The organism is Sphingobium sp. TB-6, from assembly GCF_012927365.1.
Lineage (GTDB): Bacteria > Pseudomonadota > Alphaproteobacteria > Sphingomonadales > Sphingomonadaceae > Sphingobium.
On sequence record NZ_JABBGL010000008.1, the window covers coordinates 156,591 to 172,467 of the forward strand.

Annotated in this window: 20 protein-coding genes; 13 read left to right on the forward strand and 7 right to left on the reverse strand. The window is 62.8% G+C overall.

Annotated elements, in window-relative coordinates; genetic code table 11:
- Positions 1–71: 71 nt before the first annotated feature.
- From HHL26_RS13315 to HHL26_RS13330, 4 genes are all read left to right on the forward strand, one after another.
- Positions 72–284 carry a cold-shock protein gene (locus tag HHL26_RS13315; RefSeq protein ID WP_066555555.1) on the forward strand — a complete coding sequence of 71 codons (213 nt, stop codon included), beginning with the start codon at positions 72–74 and terminating at the stop codon, positions 282–284.
- Between the two features lie 63 nt (positions 285–347).
- Positions 348–530, forward strand: coding sequence for a hypothetical protein (locus HHL26_RS13320; protein ID WP_066555553.1), 183 nt, complete (start codon positions 348–350; stop codon positions 528–530).
- Positions 531–686: 156 nt separating this feature from the next.
- Positions 687–908 carry a hypothetical protein gene (locus HHL26_RS13325; protein WP_066555551.1) on the forward strand — a complete coding sequence of 74 codons (222 nt, stop codon included), beginning with the start codon at positions 687–689 and terminating at the stop codon, positions 906–908.
- Between the two features lie 173 nt (positions 909–1,081).
- Complete coding sequence (locus HHL26_RS13330; RefSeq protein WP_066555549.1) at positions 1,082–1,426, forward strand: glycine zipper 2TM domain-containing protein; 345 nt, start codon at positions 1,082–1,084, stop codon at positions 1,424–1,426.
- 70 nt (positions 1,427–1,496) lie between these two features.
- Here the strand turns inward: HHL26_RS13330 and HHL26_RS13335 are convergent, their stop codons facing one another.
- The 4 genes from HHL26_RS13335 to HHL26_RS13350 all read right to left on the reverse strand — a co-directional run bounded on the left by HHL26_RS13335 (position 1,497) and on the right by HHL26_RS13350 (position 4,957).
- Complete coding sequence (locus HHL26_RS13335; RefSeq protein ID WP_066555547.1) at positions 1,497–2,426, reverse strand: FAD-binding protein; 930 nt, start codon at positions 2,424–2,426, stop codon at positions 1,497–1,499.
- Positions 2,423–3,172, reverse strand: a complete 750-nt coding sequence (locus tag HHL26_RS13340) for an electron transfer flavoprotein subunit beta/FixA family protein (RefSeq protein ID WP_066561473.1) — start codon at positions 3,170–3,172, stop codon at positions 2,423–2,425. Before HHL26_RS13340 ends, HHL26_RS13335 begins: the two co-directional genes overlap by 4 nt.
- A 113-nt stretch (positions 3,173–3,285) precedes the next feature.
- Complete coding sequence (gene sucC, locus HHL26_RS13345; RefSeq protein ID WP_066555543.1) at positions 3,286–4,485, reverse strand: ADP-forming succinate--CoA ligase subunit beta; 1,200 nt, start codon at positions 4,483–4,485, stop codon at positions 3,286–3,288.
- A 139-nt stretch (positions 4,486–4,624) separates the two neighbouring features.
- The gene (locus HHL26_RS13350; RefSeq protein WP_066555542.1) at positions 4,625–4,957 is read right to left on the reverse strand and encodes a hypothetical protein; all 333 of its coding nucleotides are present in this window, start codon (positions 4,955–4,957) and stop codon (positions 4,625–4,627) included.
- Positions 4,958–5,024: 67 nt separating this feature from the next.
- Here HHL26_RS13350 and HHL26_RS13355 point away from each other — a divergent pair, with 67 nt between their 5' ends.
- Entirely contained in the window at positions 5,025–5,423 is a 399-nt protein-coding gene (locus tag HHL26_RS13355; protein WP_066555540.1) for a low affinity iron permease family protein, read from the forward strand.
- 11 nt (positions 5,424–5,434) lie between these two features.
- On the opposite strand, the gene HHL26_RS13360 is transcribed toward HHL26_RS13355, so the two are convergent.
- On the reverse strand, positions 5,435–5,614 hold the full coding sequence (locus HHL26_RS13360; RefSeq protein WP_066555539.1) for a hypothetical protein: 180 nt from the start codon (positions 5,612–5,614) through the stop codon (positions 5,435–5,437).
- 153 nt (positions 5,615–5,767) lie between these two features.
- Positions 5,768–6,958, reverse strand: coding sequence for a Na+/H+ antiporter NhaA (gene nhaA / locus HHL26_RS13365; protein WP_066555538.1), 1,191 nt, complete (start codon positions 6,956–6,958; stop codon positions 5,768–5,770).
- A gap of 145 nt (positions 6,959–7,103) precedes the next feature.
- Between nhaA and HHL26_RS13370 the strand changes: the two genes are divergently transcribed.
- From HHL26_RS13370 to HHL26_RS13385, 4 genes are read left to right on the forward strand one after another with little or no spacing between them, the layout of a single operon-like run.
- A complete protein-coding gene (locus tag HHL26_RS13370) occupies positions 7,104–8,501 on the forward strand; it encodes a glycosyl transferase family protein (RefSeq protein ID WP_066561468.1) in 1,398 nt (465 codons plus the stop codon).
- Positions 8,498–9,559: a hypothetical protein gene (locus tag HHL26_RS13375; protein WP_066555537.1), complete on the forward strand. Its 1,062-nt coding sequence runs from the start codon at positions 8,498–8,500 to the stop codon at positions 9,557–9,559. The genes HHL26_RS13370 and HHL26_RS13375 overlap by 4 nt, the downstream gene beginning before the upstream one ends.
- A gap of 49 nt (positions 9,560–9,608) precedes the next feature.
- Positions 9,609–10,523 (forward strand): sulfite exporter TauE/SafE family protein, encoded by a 915-nt coding sequence (locus HHL26_RS13380; protein WP_066555535.1) that lies wholly within the window; start codon positions 9,609–9,611, stop codon positions 10,521–10,523.
- On the forward strand, positions 10,520–11,281 hold the full coding sequence (locus HHL26_RS13385) for a TIGR02186 family protein (RefSeq protein ID WP_066555533.1): 762 nt from the start codon (positions 10,520–10,522) through the stop codon (positions 11,279–11,281). Before HHL26_RS13380 ends, HHL26_RS13385 begins: the two co-directional genes overlap by 4 nt.
- Here the strand turns inward: HHL26_RS13385 and HHL26_RS13390 are convergent.
- Positions 11,278–11,748 carry an Lrp/AsnC family transcriptional regulator gene (locus HHL26_RS13390; protein WP_066555531.1) on the reverse strand — a complete coding sequence of 157 codons (471 nt, stop codon included), beginning with the start codon at positions 11,746–11,748 and terminating at the stop codon, positions 11,278–11,280. The two genes, HHL26_RS13385 and HHL26_RS13390, sit on opposite strands and share 4 nt — an antisense overlap.
- Positions 11,749–11,864: 116 nt before the next feature.
- On the opposite strand from HHL26_RS13390, the gene alr reads away from it, so the two are divergent.
- The 4 genes from alr (at position 11,865) to HHL26_RS13410 (ending at position 15,810) form a co-directional block, all read left to right on the forward strand.
- Entirely contained in the window at positions 11,865–12,995 is a 1,131-nt protein-coding gene (alr, locus tag HHL26_RS13395; RefSeq protein WP_066561467.1) for an alanine racemase, read from the forward strand.
- Complete coding sequence (locus HHL26_RS13400) at positions 12,992–14,245, forward strand: D-amino acid dehydrogenase (protein WP_066555529.1); 1,254 nt, start codon at positions 12,992–12,994, stop codon at positions 14,243–14,245. The genes alr and HHL26_RS13400 overlap by 4 nt, the downstream gene beginning before the upstream one ends.
- A gap of 18 nt (positions 14,246–14,263) precedes the next feature.
- Complete coding sequence (locus HHL26_RS13405; RefSeq protein WP_066555528.1) at positions 14,264–14,614, forward strand: RidA family protein; 351 nt, start codon at positions 14,264–14,266, stop codon at positions 14,612–14,614.
- 191 nt (positions 14,615–14,805) lie between these two features.
- A complete protein-coding gene (locus tag HHL26_RS13410) occupies positions 14,806–15,810 on the forward strand; it encodes a class 1 fructose-bisphosphatase (protein ID WP_066555527.1) in 1,005 nt (334 codons plus the stop codon).
- Positions 15,811–15,877 lie beyond the last annotated feature (67 nt).

The following is a 15,877-nucleotide window of genomic DNA, read 5'->3' on the forward strand; positions in this document are numbered from 1 at the left end:
TCTTTCCCTGCCCCTCTAGCAACCGGCCCGTCCACGTTGGACGCGCCGCGTGAAAGAAGGAAACTACCCAAATGAGCATCGTCGGAACCGTCAAATTCTTCAACGCCGACAAGGGCTATGGCTTCATCGCCCCCGATGACGGCAGCCCGGACGCCTTCGTCCACATCTCCGCCGTCGAGCGCGCTGGCCTCGCCACGCTGCGCGAAAAGGACCGCGTCTCCTATGATCTGGAGCAGGACAAGCGCGGCAAGATGGCGGCGGTGAATATCCAGCACGCAGAATAATGCGCTGCTGACAGGACGGGCGCCGTTTCGCATGGCGCCCGCCCCTTTTCCAAGGAGCGTCTCATGGCCAATCCCGATTTCCGCGCCCTCGCCAGTCAGGCCCGGAGCGAAGCCGACGCCACCACTCTGGACAATGTTCGTCAACGCTGCCTCCGTTCGGAAGCCGCCTTCATCATCATGGCGCAGCGGCAGGAATTCGTCGACCGCAGCCGCGCCCGCCGCGAGGCTGCCGCAGCCGCGATCTGAACGCGCCGCTCCTCGCCTTATCCCATCCGACCAACGCCGCCTGCGCGCCCTGCTCCTTGCATCGACCGCCCCGCTCGCTCTGCCGCACGGCTCCGGAACCGATCCTTACGGGCTATGTTATCCTTGCAAATCCACCCGGAACAAGGAGACTATCCCATGATCCGCACCCTGATCTTCGGCGCGATCGCCGGCTATGTCGGCAAGAAACTCTATGACGAAGGCAAGCTGACCGAGTTCAAGGACGACCTCGTGGCCCGCTACAACCAGGCCAGGACCGACCTCGACAAGCGCCGCGAAGGCGAAACCTCCCTGGACGCCAACACGAACCTCGCGTCCCCTGCGACCCATAGCGCGCGCAGCGCGCCATTGGTGTCCTGACGCCAGCCAAAATGATTTCCCAGCGGCCAAACACCCCCTCGCCGCTGGCTTCCCTGCCCGCCCGGTTGCCCTTCCCCCTTTCGGGTGGCCGCGGCGGGCGGACTATTTTGCGCAACTTCTGGTTCTCAGGCGGGTTAATCCCAAAGCAGGGATAAAATGAGGAGAGAAAAACCATGCGCACCCCCCTATTGGCAGCCGCGCTGCTTGCACTGCCCTTGACGGCCTGCGTTTCCGATGGCGACGGCAACCGTTATGGCTACGACCGTCCCACCTATGGCCAGCGCACCAGCGGCCGCCCGATCGGTGACAATGACTATATCTATCGCGACAATGACGGCCGCTATTATTGTAAGCGCGACGACGGCACCACCGGCACCATCGTCGGCGCCATAGCGGGCGGCGTATTGGGCAACATCATCGCTCCGGGCGGTTCCAAGACGCTGGGCACGATCCTGGGCGGCGCTGGCGGCGCGCTGGCGGGGCGAGCTATCGACAAGAGCGACGTCCGCTGCGAATAAGGCGGGCACCAAAAAGGGCGCGGACTCAAAGCCCGCGCCCTCTTCAAACCCTATTATGGGGCAATGATTTTCAGAGCTTTTCGACCAGTTCGGGGACGATCTTGAAGAGATCCCCCACCAGGCCGATGTCGGCCACCTGGAAGATCGGGGCATCCTCATCCTTGTTGATGGCGATGATGGTCTTCGAGTCCTTCATCCCCGCCAGATGCTGGATCGCGCCCGAGATACCAACGGCGATGTACACCTCGGGAGCCACGATCTTGCCGGTCTGCCCGACCTGATAGTCGTTCGGCACATAGCCTGCGTCGACAGCGGCGCGGCTCGCACCGACCGCCGCGCCCAGCTTGTCCGCCAGCGGGAAGATCGTCGCCTCGAACGTCTCGCCATCCTTGAGCGCACGGCCGCCCGACACGATGATCTTGGCCGAGGTCAGTTCCGGACGCTCCAACTTGGCGATCTCCGCGCCGACGAAGGAGGAAATCCCCTTGTCCCCGGTCGAGGACACGGCTTCCACCGCACCCGAACCGCCTTCACGGGCCGCCTTCTCGAAGGCCGTACCGCGCACGGTGATGACCTTCTTGGCGTCCTTCGACTTGACGGTCGCGATCGCGTTGCCGGCATAGATCGGACGGGTGAAGCTGTCTTCGCTCTCGACCGAAAGAATGTCGCTGATCTGCATCACGTCGAGCAGGGCGGCAACGCGGGGCGCGATATTCTTGCCGTTGCTGGTGGCGGGCGCGACGAAGGCGTCATGGTGGCCCATCAGCTCGACGATCAGCGGCGCGACATTCTCGGGCAGCGCATGGCCGAAAGCGGCGTCATCCGCAACATGGACCTTGCCCACTCCCGCGATCTTCGCGGCTTCCTCGGCCACGCCGCCGACGCCGGCGCCAGCGACCAGCAGATGCACTTCACCCAGCTTGCCAGCGGCGGTGACGGCGGAAAGGGTCGCGTCCTTGACGGCGCCGCCCTCATGTTCAACCCACACAAGCGTTTTCATGCGGCAACTCCCAGAGCCTTGAGCTTCGCGACCAGTTCATCGACATCGGCCACCTTCACGCCAGCCGAACGCTTGGGCGGTTCGGCAACCTTGAGCGTCTCCAGACGCGGCGAGATATCCACGCCATAGTCGGCGGGCGTTTTGTTCGCGAGCGGCTTGGACTTCGCCTTCATGATGTTGGGCAGCGAGGCATAGCGCGGCTCGTTCAAACGCAGGTCGGTGGTGACGATCGCCGGGACGTTGAGCTTCACCGTCTCCAGGCCGCCATCGACTTCGCGAGTCACACTGACCTTGTCACCCTCGACCTCGATCTTGCTGGCGAAAGTGCCCTGCGGCAGACCGAGCAGCGCCGCCAGCATCTGGCCGGTCTGGTTGCTGTCGTCATCGATCGCCTGCTTGCCCAGGATGATCAGGCCAGCGCCTTCCTCTTCCTGCACCTTGGCGAGCAGCTTGGCCACGCCCAGCGGTTCGACTTCATCATCGGTCTGGATCAGGATCGCCCGGTCCGCGCCCATCGCCAGCGCCGTGCGCAGCGTTTCCTGCGCCTTGGCAACGCCGATCGACACCGCGATGATCTCGGTCGCAACGCCCTTTTCCTTCAGGCGAATGGCTTCCTCGACCGCGATTTCATCGAACGGGTTCATCGACATCTTGACGTTCGCCAGATCAACGCCCGTCCCATCGGCCTTCACACGCGGCTTCACATTATAATCTATCACCCGTTTCACGGGCACAAGGATCTTCATTTCCAACATCCTTCCTTCATTCACGCCAAGCCCGCAAATGCGAACGCGGGCGCGGGCAGCCCGTTTCCGGACCACCCGCACCCTTTGGTGTCTTGTTCAGGCGAAAAGCTGCGTCAGGCTGCCTTCCTCACTTCCGCCACGATCTTCTTGGCTGCGTCGCCCAGATCGTCCGCCGGGACGATGGCCAGGCCCGAAGCCGCGAGAATGTCCTTGCCCTGCTGGACGTTCGTGCCTTCCAGGCGGACGACCAGCGGAACCGACAGATTCACTTCCTTGGCGGCGGCGACGATGCCATCGGCAATGATGTCGCACTTCATGATGCCACCGAAGATATTGACGAGAATGCCCTTCACCGCCGGATCCTTCAGGATGATCTTGAAGGCCGCGGTCACCTTCTCCTTGGAAGCGCCGCCACCGACGTCCAGGAAGTTGGCGGGGAATTCGCCATTCAGCTTGATGATGTCCATCGTCGCCATGGCGAGACCGGCGCCGTTCACCATGCAGCCGATATTGCCGTCGAGCTTGATGTAGGCGAGGTCATATTCCGAAGCTTCGACTTCCGCCGCATCTTCTTCCGTCAGGTCGCGCAGTGTGGCGATGTCCTTGTGGCGGAACATGGCGTTGCCGTCGAAGCCGACCTTGGCGTCGAGCACCAGCAGATTGCCCTGCTCGGTCAGCGCCAGCGGATTGACTTCGATCTGCTCGGCATCAGTGTCGAGGAAAGCGGCGTAAAGCGACGAGGCGACCTTGGCGGCCTGCTTCGCCTGATCGCCGGTCAGGCCCAGCGCAGCGGCGACCGAACGGCCATGGTGCGGCTGAAAACCGGTCGCGGGATCGACCGAGAAGCTGTGAATCTTTTCGGGAGTCGAATGAGCGACTTCCTCAATGTCCATGCCGCCTTCGGTCGACACGACGAACGCGATCCGGCTGCTGGCGCGGTCGACCAGCAGAGCGAGGTAGAATTCCTTCGCAATGTCGGCGCCGTCAGTGACATAGAGGCGGTTGACCTGCTTGCCCGCTTCGCCGGTCTGGATGGTGACCAGCGTGTTGCCGAGCATGTCGGTGGCGTGGGCCTTCACTTCGTCCAGGTTGAAGGCCAGGCGGACGCCGCCCTTGGCTTCGGGAGCCAATTCCTTGAACTTGCCCTTGCCGCGGCCACCGGCGTGGATCTGCGACTTCACGACATAGAGCGGCCCAGGCAGCTTCTTGGCGGCGTCGACGGCTTCTTCGACGGAGAAGGCGGCGTAGCCGGCGGCGATCGGCGCGCCATATTTCGCCAGCAATTCCTTCGCCTGATATTCGTGGATGTTCATGGGGCTCGCCCGTCCTTTCCGCTGAAACTTGATGTCCAGCGGCTAAGCACAGGCAAACGGGCAACGCCAGCAGATTTCGCAAAACGACTTTGCAAAATTGCAAAACCTTTGCGAAGCGATGCGCCGATTTATTGCAAAATCAGCGGTCGATGGCGCAGATGAGCGCCGCCTTGCTGGTCACGGCGAAAATCTCCGGGTCCTCCAGCGCGCGGACTTTGTAGAGGAAGCGGTCGACCGTCATGTCGCCCATGTGAGACTTGCGAAGCGAGGCCAGCGACTGGAGCCTGCGAAGCTGCGTCAAGCTCAGGCGGTCCACCATCCGTTCAGCCATGCAACCGGCCATGGAGGGCGATACTCCCGCATCTATCAGCCCGACGCGCAGGCGCGATTCGGGCGACACCGTCGCGCAGGAGGCAAGAAGGAGCGAAGCGCCGAGCCCGCAGGCCAGCGAACGGAGAGGGATGGTCGTCATCGGTCCTTCATGGCAAGCATGGGCTGAACAGAGGCTAAATAGGGCCGCGCCTGCGGAGAAAATAGAGATGGACAGGATTTTTACAGCTTTTGCGCATAAAATCGCTAGCTGGTCGGGCCAGCCCGCCGCCTTCATCCTGGCGATGTTGGTGATCCTGGGATGGATCGTGACCGGGCCGATCTTCCATTATTCCGACACCTGGCAGCTCATCATCAACACCGGCACGACAATCGTCACATTTCTGATGGTTTTCCTGATCCAGAATGCGCAAAATCGCGACGGCTCCGCCATTCAGGCGAAGATGGACGAACTGATCCGCGCCCTATCGACGGCGCGGAACGAGTTCATCGGTATCGAGCATCTGACGGAAGCGGAATTGGAGCGGATCAAGACGGTACTGGAAAAGGAATGCAGCGACGACGAAAGGCACCGCCTATCGATCCAACGCCTGATCGAGCGGCGGTGATCGCCAACGCGCTAATGCGCCAGATCGACCAGCCTTTCATTTTCGCGCCTGTAGGCATCTATCTGATCGGTATAGCCGCGCGCGAGGCCTTCATAGGCTTCCCGGCCTTTGGCCGACCGGCTCATTTGCGCGCGGATCAGTGCAACTTGCTGTCTGTGCAGCAGATAGTTGACATCCATCTTCCCATTCATATTTCACCCTCCTACCTGATCGCTTAAAGAGATTGGTTGGGGTTCGCATCGAGTGCGAGTCGCTCTACGGCACGCGCAAGATAGCATCGGGCCGATGGCCATGCGATTCCATCCAACGCATGAGCGGAGCAGTCTAGCGGATAATCCCGTCTTTCAAAAGTGCTTTGCGCTTCGCAAAATAAGATAACCCGCGACGGCGGACAGCAGCGAACCGGCGAGAATGCCGATCTTCGCCTGCTCGACAAGCGCGGGAGAGCCGGAGAATGCCAAGGTGCCGATGAAGAGGCTCATGGTAAAGCCGATACCGCAAAGAAGCGCCATGCCGTAAACCTGCACCCAGCTCGCGCCGGCAGGCCGTTCCGCAAGCCGCCAGCGATCAGCGGCCCAGATCCCACCGAAAATGCCGATCTGCTTCCCCAGGAACAGACCGGCGGCCACGCCCAGCGGCAAGGGCGTGAGCAATGCAGCGAACGCCGCCCCGTCAAGCGACACGCCCGCATTCACGAAGCCGAAAAGCGGCACGATCAGATAGGCGCTCCAGGGATGCACGGCATGTTCGAGCCGATGCAGGGGGCTGTCGGCGGCATCGGGCGCACCGGGGGTCGGCTTGATCGGAATGAACATCGCCGTCAGCACGCCGGACACCGTTGCATGCACGCCCGACAGCAAGGTGAAATACCATAGGGCCGCAAAAGCCAGCAGATAGGGCGTGAGCTTCTGAACCCCAAGACGGTTGAGCCCGAACATCAGAAAAAGCGCTGCCGCGGCGCCCGCCAAAGCCGGAAGATCGATGCTCTGCGTATACACCAATGCAATGATCGCGACCGCGCCCATATCATCGACGATCGCGATCGCCGTCAGCATCAATTTGAGCGAGGCCGGCACCCGCCGCCCGAGCAGCGCCAAAACCCCCATGGCGAAAGCGATGTCCGTCGCCGCCGGAATGGCCCAGCCACTGGAAAACCGGGACTGCCCACCCACGAAGACGAGATAGAGACAGGCCGGGACAACCATCCCGGCTGCCGCGGCTATGAACGGCAATCGCCTGCGTTCCCAGGTCGAAAGGCCTCCGTCGATCATCTCCCGCTTGATCTCCAGGCCGACCAGCAGAAAGAAAATCGCCATCAATCCGTCATTGACCCATGAATGGACGGTCATGCGGCCAAGGCTGGACTTCAATTCCGGACCGATTTCGGCATGGACCAGGACATGATAGAAATTCCCAGCCGCTCCCGGCAGATTGGCGAAGAGCATAGCCATCGCTGCGGCCAGCATCAGCAGGACACCGCCGCCGGCTTCACCGGTCAAGAAATCACGCAACGCCGAGGGCGGACGGTTCAACATGGCGACATACTCCCCGGCGCCATCCTTTAAGAAATGTTGCGGACAGATCAAATTTATAAATATTACGATAACGAAACGAATATCTATTGGAGAATCAATTATTTGCTGCCATAGCCGCCCCCCGGGGATAGTGGGAGCACAATCCGTGGGGGGAAGTGTCTTCGCCTTTCTGGCGGGGGTTCATCATGAAATTCTGCTTTTCGCGGTGGTGGCACTGACGATAAGCGGCATCGATGATTTCATCATAGACTTGGTTTTCCTGAGCCGGCGCTTATGGCGCAGGCTGATCGTCTATTCCCGCCATCAACGCATGACGACCGCCACCTTGCCCGCGTCCTCGCAACCGGGGCGTATCGCCATTTTCATCCCCGCCTGGCGGGAAGCCGATGTGATCGGGCCGATGCTGCGCAATGCGCTCGCCAATTGGGGGGCTTGCGACTATCGCATCTTCGTCGGCGTCTATCCCAATGATCAGGCGACATTGGATGCCATCGCGCCTCTGGCTGCCGGGGAAGAGCGGCTCATCCTGTGCGTCAACGAACGGAACGGGCCGACCACCAAGGCGGATTGCCTGAACGTGGCCTGGCGCACCATGTTGCAGGAGGAAGTGCGCACAGGCGTCCGTTTCAAGGCGGTCGCGTTGCATGATGCGGAAGATGTGGTCCATCGCGACGAAATCCGCCTGTTCGACGTGATGACGGACAGGTTTCAGCTCGTCCAACTGCCTGTTCTGCCTCTGCCCGGTTATGGCGGCTGGTGGGCGAAAGCCATTGCCAATCATTATTGCGATGAATTCGCGGAAAGTCATGGGAAGTTTCTGACGGTGCGGGAAGCGATGGGCGCTTCCATGCCATCGGCAGGCGTGGCCTGCGCATTCGAGCGGCAAACTTTGGAGCGGCTGGTGAATCCAGCCAATGGCGGTCCGTTTGATCCGGGATCGCTGACCGAAGATTATGAGGTCGGCCTGCGCATCAGCAATATGGGCGGACGCGGCGTGTTCGTCCGCATGCGCGACAGCGACGGGCAGCTTGTCGCGACCAAGGAATATTTTCCCGACAATCTGAAGGATGCCGTCAAGCAGAAGGCGCGTTGGATGGTCGGCATTTCGCTCGCCGGATGGGACCGCATGGGCTGGCAGGGCGGACCCGCCGAATGGTGGATGCGCATGCGGGATCGCGGCGCCGCCCTTTCCGCCTTCGTCCTGTTCACGGCCTATCTGGCGCTGCTGCTGTGGGGCGTGCTGCTGGCGGCAAGCCTCTTCAGCACCTTCCATGCGCCCAGACCCTCGCGCGTGATCGAAGCGCTGCTGTGGGTCAATTTCGGCTTCATGATCTGGCGCATGATGATGCGCGCCATCTTCTCAGGGATGAGCTATGGCTGGACCTTCGGGCTGGGAGCGATACCGCGCACCCTCATCGCCAACATCATCGCGATGATGGCTGCCCGGCGCGCGATCTTCCAATATCTCCAATCGCTGATCGGCAAGCCGCTGACGTGGGACAAGACGCAGCACCGCTTCCCCGATCTGGAGTCCCCGGCATGAACGATGCCGCGCGCGGGCGGCCAGTCCGCTTCTTCACCCTTGTCATGCTTGGCTGGGTCGCGATCCGCCTGGCCAGTCCCGCAGCCTATCTCTTCAGTGACGCGATGGAGGGCAGCGGCGGCGGGGCTTTCCATTCCACTGCCTATTCGAAAAACGGGGCCGATTCGGCGGAAAAAGATGATCGGGTGGCTTGGCGGAGCGTCACGACATCAAGGCCGAAGCCTTCGCCCATCGCCCCACTCATGACTTTTCAGGCGTCTCCCCGGTCGGGCGGGACGATGAGGATGATATCTGCCTTCATCCCCGTTGCCGAGGAAGCAACGCCCGCCACGCGGGCGGCGAGCAAGGCCATGGAAGCCGCTCCGACGATCAATCCCGCCCCCGCTTTGCCCCTGGCGTCCTCTCATCCCGCAGGCGTCGATCGCTGGCACGGCAGCGCCTGGCTGTTGTGGCGCGAGGGCAGCGCCACGCGGGCCGATGCCGTTACGGGAGGCCGGCTTGGCGGATCGCAAGCGGGTGTCCGCGTCGATTTCGACCTCTCCCCCCACGCATCCAGCCGAGCGACCGCTTATGCGCGGGTCAGTGCCGCTCTGAACGATCCAGCCTCTCCCGAAGGCGCGCTGGGCCTGGCCTGGCAGCCGGCGCGCACCATCCCGATCAGCTTCGCGGCTGAGCGGCGGATTGCGCTGGGCAAGGGCGGGCGCGACGCCAATGCCGTGATGGCGGTGAGCGGTTTCGGGCCAGTGCGGGTCGCTCCCTCGCTGGAGGTCGAAGCCTATGCCCAGGGCGGCATGGTCGGTTTCCGATCGAACGACTTTTTCGTCGACGGCAAGATATCGTTGCTCTCACCGATCAGCCATTCACCCTTGAGGCTTGGCGCCAGCCTCTCCGGCGGCGCGCAGCCGCAGGTCGAACGGCTGGACATCGGACCGGAGCTCCAGATCCGCCTGCCGCTCAAACCCGTGGCGGCCAGGCTCGGCATCGAATGGCGGGAGCGGATCGCTGGCCGGGCCGCACCGGCTTCGGGCCTTGCCGTGACGCTCGGGGCGGATTTTTAAGCGCGAGCGCCTTTATCTCTCCGCATATTGGGCTTAACCCAAGAACCGCATGGATCTCTATCTGCCCATCGCCAACCTGTCGGTGAATGCGCTGGTCATCATTGCCCTGGGCGGCGTGGTGGGCCTGCTGTCAGGCATGTTCGGGGTCGGCGGCGGGTTCCTGACCACGCCTTTGCTGATCTTCTACGGCATTCCGCCGACCGTCGCGGCAGCCTCCGCCGCGAGCCAGGTGACGGGGGCTAGCGTGTCGGGCGTGTTCACGCATATGTCGCGCGGCACGGTCGATTTCCGCATGGGCGGCGTACTGATCGCGGGCGGTGTGGTGGGGGCTGGCCTTGGCGTCCTAATCTTCCGGCTGCTTCAGGCCATCGGTCAGATCGATACGGTGATCGGCATTCTCTACGTGCTGATGCTGGGCGGCATCGGGTCGCTGATGGCGAAGGAATCCATCCAGGCGCTGATCGCGCTCAAGACCGGCAGGAAGGTCCAGGCGCGCAAACGGCGGCATCACCCGCTGGTCGCCGCCATGCCGATGCGGTGGCGCTTTTACCGGTCGGGCCTCTATATCTCGCCGCTGGCGCCGTTGCTGCTGGGCATGGCGACGGGCATCCTCACCATGTTGCTGGGCGTGGGCGGCGGCTTTATCCTGGTCCCGGCGATGCTGTATCTACTGGGCATGACGACCCAGTCGGTGGTCGGCACGTCGCTGTTCCAGATATTGTTCGTGACCATGGCCACGACGATGATGCACGCCATGACGACCCATGCGGTCGATCTGGTGCTGGCGCTGCTGCTGCTGATCGGCAGCGTGACAGGCGCGCAGGTGGGAACACGCATTTCGATGACGATCCGTCCGGAATATCTGCGCATATTGCTAGCCGCCATCGTGCTGCTGGTGGCGGCGCGCATGGCGCTGGGTCTGGGATTCCGGCCGGACGAAATCTACACGGTCGAGGTCCGGTGAAGCAGTACGCGCTTCTGGCCCTGCCCCCTGCCCTGCTGCTGCTTTGCGCTGCGGACGAACCGATGCTGGTGCCGGACGTGTCGCAGCGCGACGTCGAGATCCAGTACAGCTTCACCGGCGCCGACCTGCTGCTGTTCGGGGCCATCGTCTATCCCGACGGGCGGCGGCCGAAAAAGCCCGCCGACATCATGGTCGTGCTGAAAGGCCCGGACCAGTCGATCACCATGCGCGAGAAACAAAAGGTCGCGGGCATCTGGGTCAACGCCGACAGCGCGCGCTTCCGATCGGCTCCCAGCTTCTATGCCATCGCTTCCTCCCGGCCGATCGGCAAGGTGGTCGATGAACGGACGGCGGCGATCTACGAAATGGGCGTGGACAAGCTCCAGCTTTCTCCATCCTCGCTCAACGACAGTGCGGAATTGGACCGATTCCAGAAGGGGCTGATCGATCTGCGCGAGCGGGCCGGCCTCTATGTCGAGCAGCAGGGGACGGTGGAGATCACCGACGGCGTGCTCTACCGGGCGCGTCTGCCCTTATCGGCGCGGGTGATCGTGGGCGATTATACGGCCGAGACTTTTCTGGTGCAGGACGGCCGCGTGGTGGCGGCGGCCGTGCGCGACATCACCATCCGCAAGTCCGGTTTCGAGCGCTTCATGGCCGTCGCGGCCGAGCAATGGCCATTCGTCTACGGGCTGGTCGCGATGATGCTGGCTGTCAGCATGGGCTGGGCGGCGGGCGCGATCGCGAAGCGGATTTAGCGCCGCCCCGCTTTGCGCGGACGCAGCGCGTCGCGCATGGCGATGCTGCTGTTGATGCGGGTGACGCCGGGCATGCGGGAGAGGATTTCGCTGTGGATCGCTTCATAGGCGGCCACGCTTTCAGTCTCGACACGCAGCCAATAATCGACCCCTCCGGTCATCAGGAAACATTCCCGAATTTCCGGGCATTGACGCACGGCATGTTCGAAACGGGCAAGATAATCCTCCGTCTGCCGGTCGAGCGTCACCTGCACCAGGACGTCGACCGCTCGCCCTTCCTTTTCCATGGGCGCGGTCACGATCGTATAACCCCGGATGACGCCCGCATCCTCCAGCAGCCGGATGCGCCGGTGACAGGCCGAAGGCGACAGGCCGATTTCCGCCGCGATCTCCGAATTGGGGCGGCGGGCGTTAAGCCGCAGCAGCCGGATGATCGAGCGGTCCACAGCGTCGAGCGATTCTGCCATTTGTTGCCTTTCCTATGAAGGATCGTCCAATAATTCGTCTTTCTTAGATGATCCTGCGGTTATTTGAGAGCATTTTCATCAAGCGGCGCGATACTCTCTTCCCGAAAGGGGGCGTCATGCAGCCTGTTGATACTGCCGGGGCCGTGCTTCGCATCGATCTGGACGCGTTGGCCGAAAATTACCGGATCATTCAGCGGCAAGTCGCGCCTGCAACCGTTGCTGGCGTGGTCAAGGCGGATGGCTATGGCCTGGGCGCGGACATCGTTGCCGAAACATTGATGGATGCGGGATGCCGCCATTTCTTCGTCGCGCATCTCAGCGAAGCGGTGGCGCTCAAACCCACGCTTGGGGAGGAAATCTCGCTATTCATCCTCAACGGCCTGCAACCCGGCGCCGAGCGGGATTGCGCGGCCATCGGAGCGATTCCGGTCCTGAACTCGCTCGATCAACTTGGGCGCTGGGCCATGTTCGCGCAGGAACGGGGGCAGAGCCTGCCCGCAGCGTTGCAAGTCGACAGCGGCATGTCGCGGCTCGGCCTGCCCCCCGAAGAGGTCGCCATCCTCGCCGCAGAGCCTGAGCGGCTGGAGGGCATAGACCTCCGGCTGCTGATGAGTCATCTGGCTTGCGCGGATAATTCCGATGCCGCCTTCAACGCCACGCAACGCGCGAATTTCGAGGCGTTGAGCCAGCATTTCCCCGGCGTGCCGCGTTCGCTGGCCAATAGCGGCGGCAGTTTCCTGAAAGGCAGGCATTTCGACATCGTCCGTGCCGGGATCGCCCTTTATGGCGGGGCACCGCAAGAAGGACTCCACCTCATGCGGCCGGTGGTCGCGCTGGAGGCGCGGATCATCCAGTTACGGAGCATCCCCACGGGCGCGGGCGTCGGCTATGGCCTGACCCACCGCTGCGAGCGGCCCACGCAGATCGCGACCATAGCGGTCGGCTATGCCGACGGCTGGCCGCGCCATCTCAGCAACAGCGGTTCCGCCTTCATCGCGGGCCATCGCGCGCCGATCGTGGGGCGGGTATCGATGGACAGCATCACGCTGGACGTGACCGATGTGCCGGACATGTTTCTCTATCCCGGCGCCCCAGTGGAATTGCTCGGCCCCCATCAGACAGTGGACCAGGTCGCCGCCGACGCCGGCACCATTTCCTATGAAATCCTGACCCAACTCGGACATCGCTATCGCCGCGACATTCAAAGGACGGCGGCGATCCAGCACAGACGGAGCATGACAGCATGAAGGTCGCCATTCTCGGCAGCGGCGTGATCGGCGTCGCCTCCGCCTGGTATCTTGCGCAGGCGGGGCATGAAGTGACGGTCATCGACCGGCAGGACGGCCCCGCGCTGGAAACCAGCTTCGCCAATGCGGGGGAGATTTCGCCGGGCTATGCCTCGCCCTGGGCGGCGCCGGGCATACCGATGAAGGCCCTGCGCTGGCTGTTCATGAAACATGCGCCGCTGATTTTGCGGCCGCAGATGGACATGGCGATGCTGCGCTGGATGGTGGCGATGCTGGGGAACTGCAATGAGCGCTCCTACGCCATCAACAAGAGCCGGATGGTGCGGCTGGCAGAGTTTAGCCGCGACCGGCTGATCGATCTGCGGCGGGAAACGGGCATTGCCTATGACGAGCGATCGCAGGGCACGTTGCAGCTCTTCCGTGAGCAGAAACAGCTCGACGGCATCGCCAAGGACATTGCGGTGCTAAAGGCGGACGGCGTTCCCTTCGAAGTGCTGGACGCGGCAGGCTGCATCGCGGCGGAACCGGGACTGGCGGGCAGCGGCGTGCCTCTGGCCGGGGGCTTGCGCTTGCCCAATGACGAGACGGGGGATTGCTTCAAGTTCGCCAACGCCCTTGCCGACATGGCGAAAGCCAAGGGCGTGACCTTCCTCAACGGACGCACCATCGGGCGGATCGCCACGAAGGATGGCAAGGTCAACCATGTCGAGACCGACAAGGGGCATGTCTATGCCGACGCCTGGCTGGTGGCGATGGGCAGCTATTCGCCGCTGCTGCTGGCGCCGCTGGGGATCAGGCTGCCGGTCTATCCGGTGAAGGGCTATTCCATCACCGTGCCGATCGTAGAGGAAGGGCGGGCGCCGGTGTCGACGCTGCTCGACGAAAGCTACAAGGTGGCGATCACGCGGCTGGGCGACCGCATCCGGGTCGGCGGGATGGCGGAGCTTTCCGGCTATTCAAAGGGACTGCCCAAGGCGCGGCGGGATACGCTGGAATATTCGGTGGGTTCGTTGTTTCCGGGTGCGGGCGATCTGGGTCGCGCAAGCTTCTGGTCCGGGCTGCGGCCAATGACGCCGGACAGTACCCCGGTGATCGGGCCGACGAAAATCCCGAACCTCTTCCTCAATAGCGGCCATGGCACATTGGGGTGGACCATGGCGTGCGGGTCGGGGCATGTGATCGCGGACATCATCGGTGGGCGGAAGCCCGCCATCGAAACCGCCGATCTCGCCATCAGCCGCTATTCATAACCTAAAGGAGCGTTCCGCATGACCATCACCCGCATCGACCGTGGCCCGCGCATGAGCGAGGCCGTCATCCATGGCGACACCATCTATCTGGCCGGGCAGATCGGCGCGCCGGGGGAGAGCGTGACCGCCCAAACCAAGGCTGTGCTGGCCGAGATCGACGCCCTGCTGGAGCGCACCGGCAGCAGCAAGAACCATATGCTGATGGCGCAGATCTGGCTTGCCGACATGAATGATTTTGCCGAAATGAACGCGGTCTGGGATGGCTGGATAGCGGACGCCGAGGCGCCTGCCCGCGCAACCGGCGAAGCGAAGCTCGCCAGCCCTGATTACAAGGTGGAGATCATCATCACCGCCGCCAGGGCGCTATAATCAGACGCGGCGACTGGCCGCGCTTCGCGGCCAGTCCCGATGGGTGAACGGGTCATCTCCCAAAGCCGATTTCATGACGTCCGCTTCATGAATTGGCGCTTTTCCAATGCCCGTCCGACCGCTACGGCATAGCTCGATTCCATGCATGGCGCGCATCCGCTCGCCATATTTCTTGAGCGAGTAAGCCGCCTATGTCCATCACCCTCACCCGCTTCCTGATCGAGCAGCAGCGACAGGCCAATGCCCTGCCATCCGAGTTGCGCCTGCTGATCGAAACCGTCGCGCGCGCGTGCAAGACGATTTGCCATAGCGTGTCCAAGGGCGCGCTCGGCGAGGTGCTGGGCAGCCTGGACAGCGAGAATGTGCAGGGCGAAGTTCAGAAGAAGCTGGACGTGATCGCCAACGAGCTGTTGCTGGATGCCAATGAATGGGGCGGGCATCTGGCCGCCATGGCCTCGGAGGAGATGGAGACGATCCATCGCATCCCCAATCGCTATCCCAAGGGCGAATATCTGCTGCTGTTCGATCCGATCGACGGGTCGAGCAATATCGATGTCGACCTAAGCGTCGGTACGATCTTCTCCGTGCTGAAGGCGCCGGAGGAATGTTCGGGCCGCGAAGTGACGGAGCAGGATTTCCTCCAGCCCGGCACGCAACAGGTCGCGGCGGGTTATGCGATCTACGGGCCGCAGACGCTGCTGGTGCTGACCATCGGCACGGGGGTCTATGAATTCACGCTGGACCGGGAAATCGGGTCGTGGCGGATGACCGACGGGCCAATGCAGATGCCGCAGGGCAATGCCGAATTCGCCATCAACATGGCGCGGCGGCGGCAATGGTCGCCGGGCATCGCCCGCTATGTCGAGGAGCGGATTCAGGGGACCGAGGGGCCGCTGGGCAAGGATTACAACATGCGCTGGACCGCTTCGATGGTGGCGGACGTGCATCGCATCCTGAAACGCGGCGGGATTTTCCTCTATCCGGCGGATCATCGCCATGCCGACAAGGCGCGGCTGCGGCTGATGTACGAGGCGAACCCCATGTCCTTCCTGGTCGAGCAGGCCGGAGGCGCAGCCAGCAACGGCTATGCGCGGATCATGGACGTGAAGCCGACCGGGCTGCACCAACGTGTCGGCGTGGTGCTGGGCGACAAGGCGGAGGTGGAGACCGTGGTTGCCTATGGGCGAGAGGGATAAAGCCCAACCAAAACCGTCATGCTGAACTTGTTTCAGCATGACGAATGGGAAGAGTTACCCGCTCCCG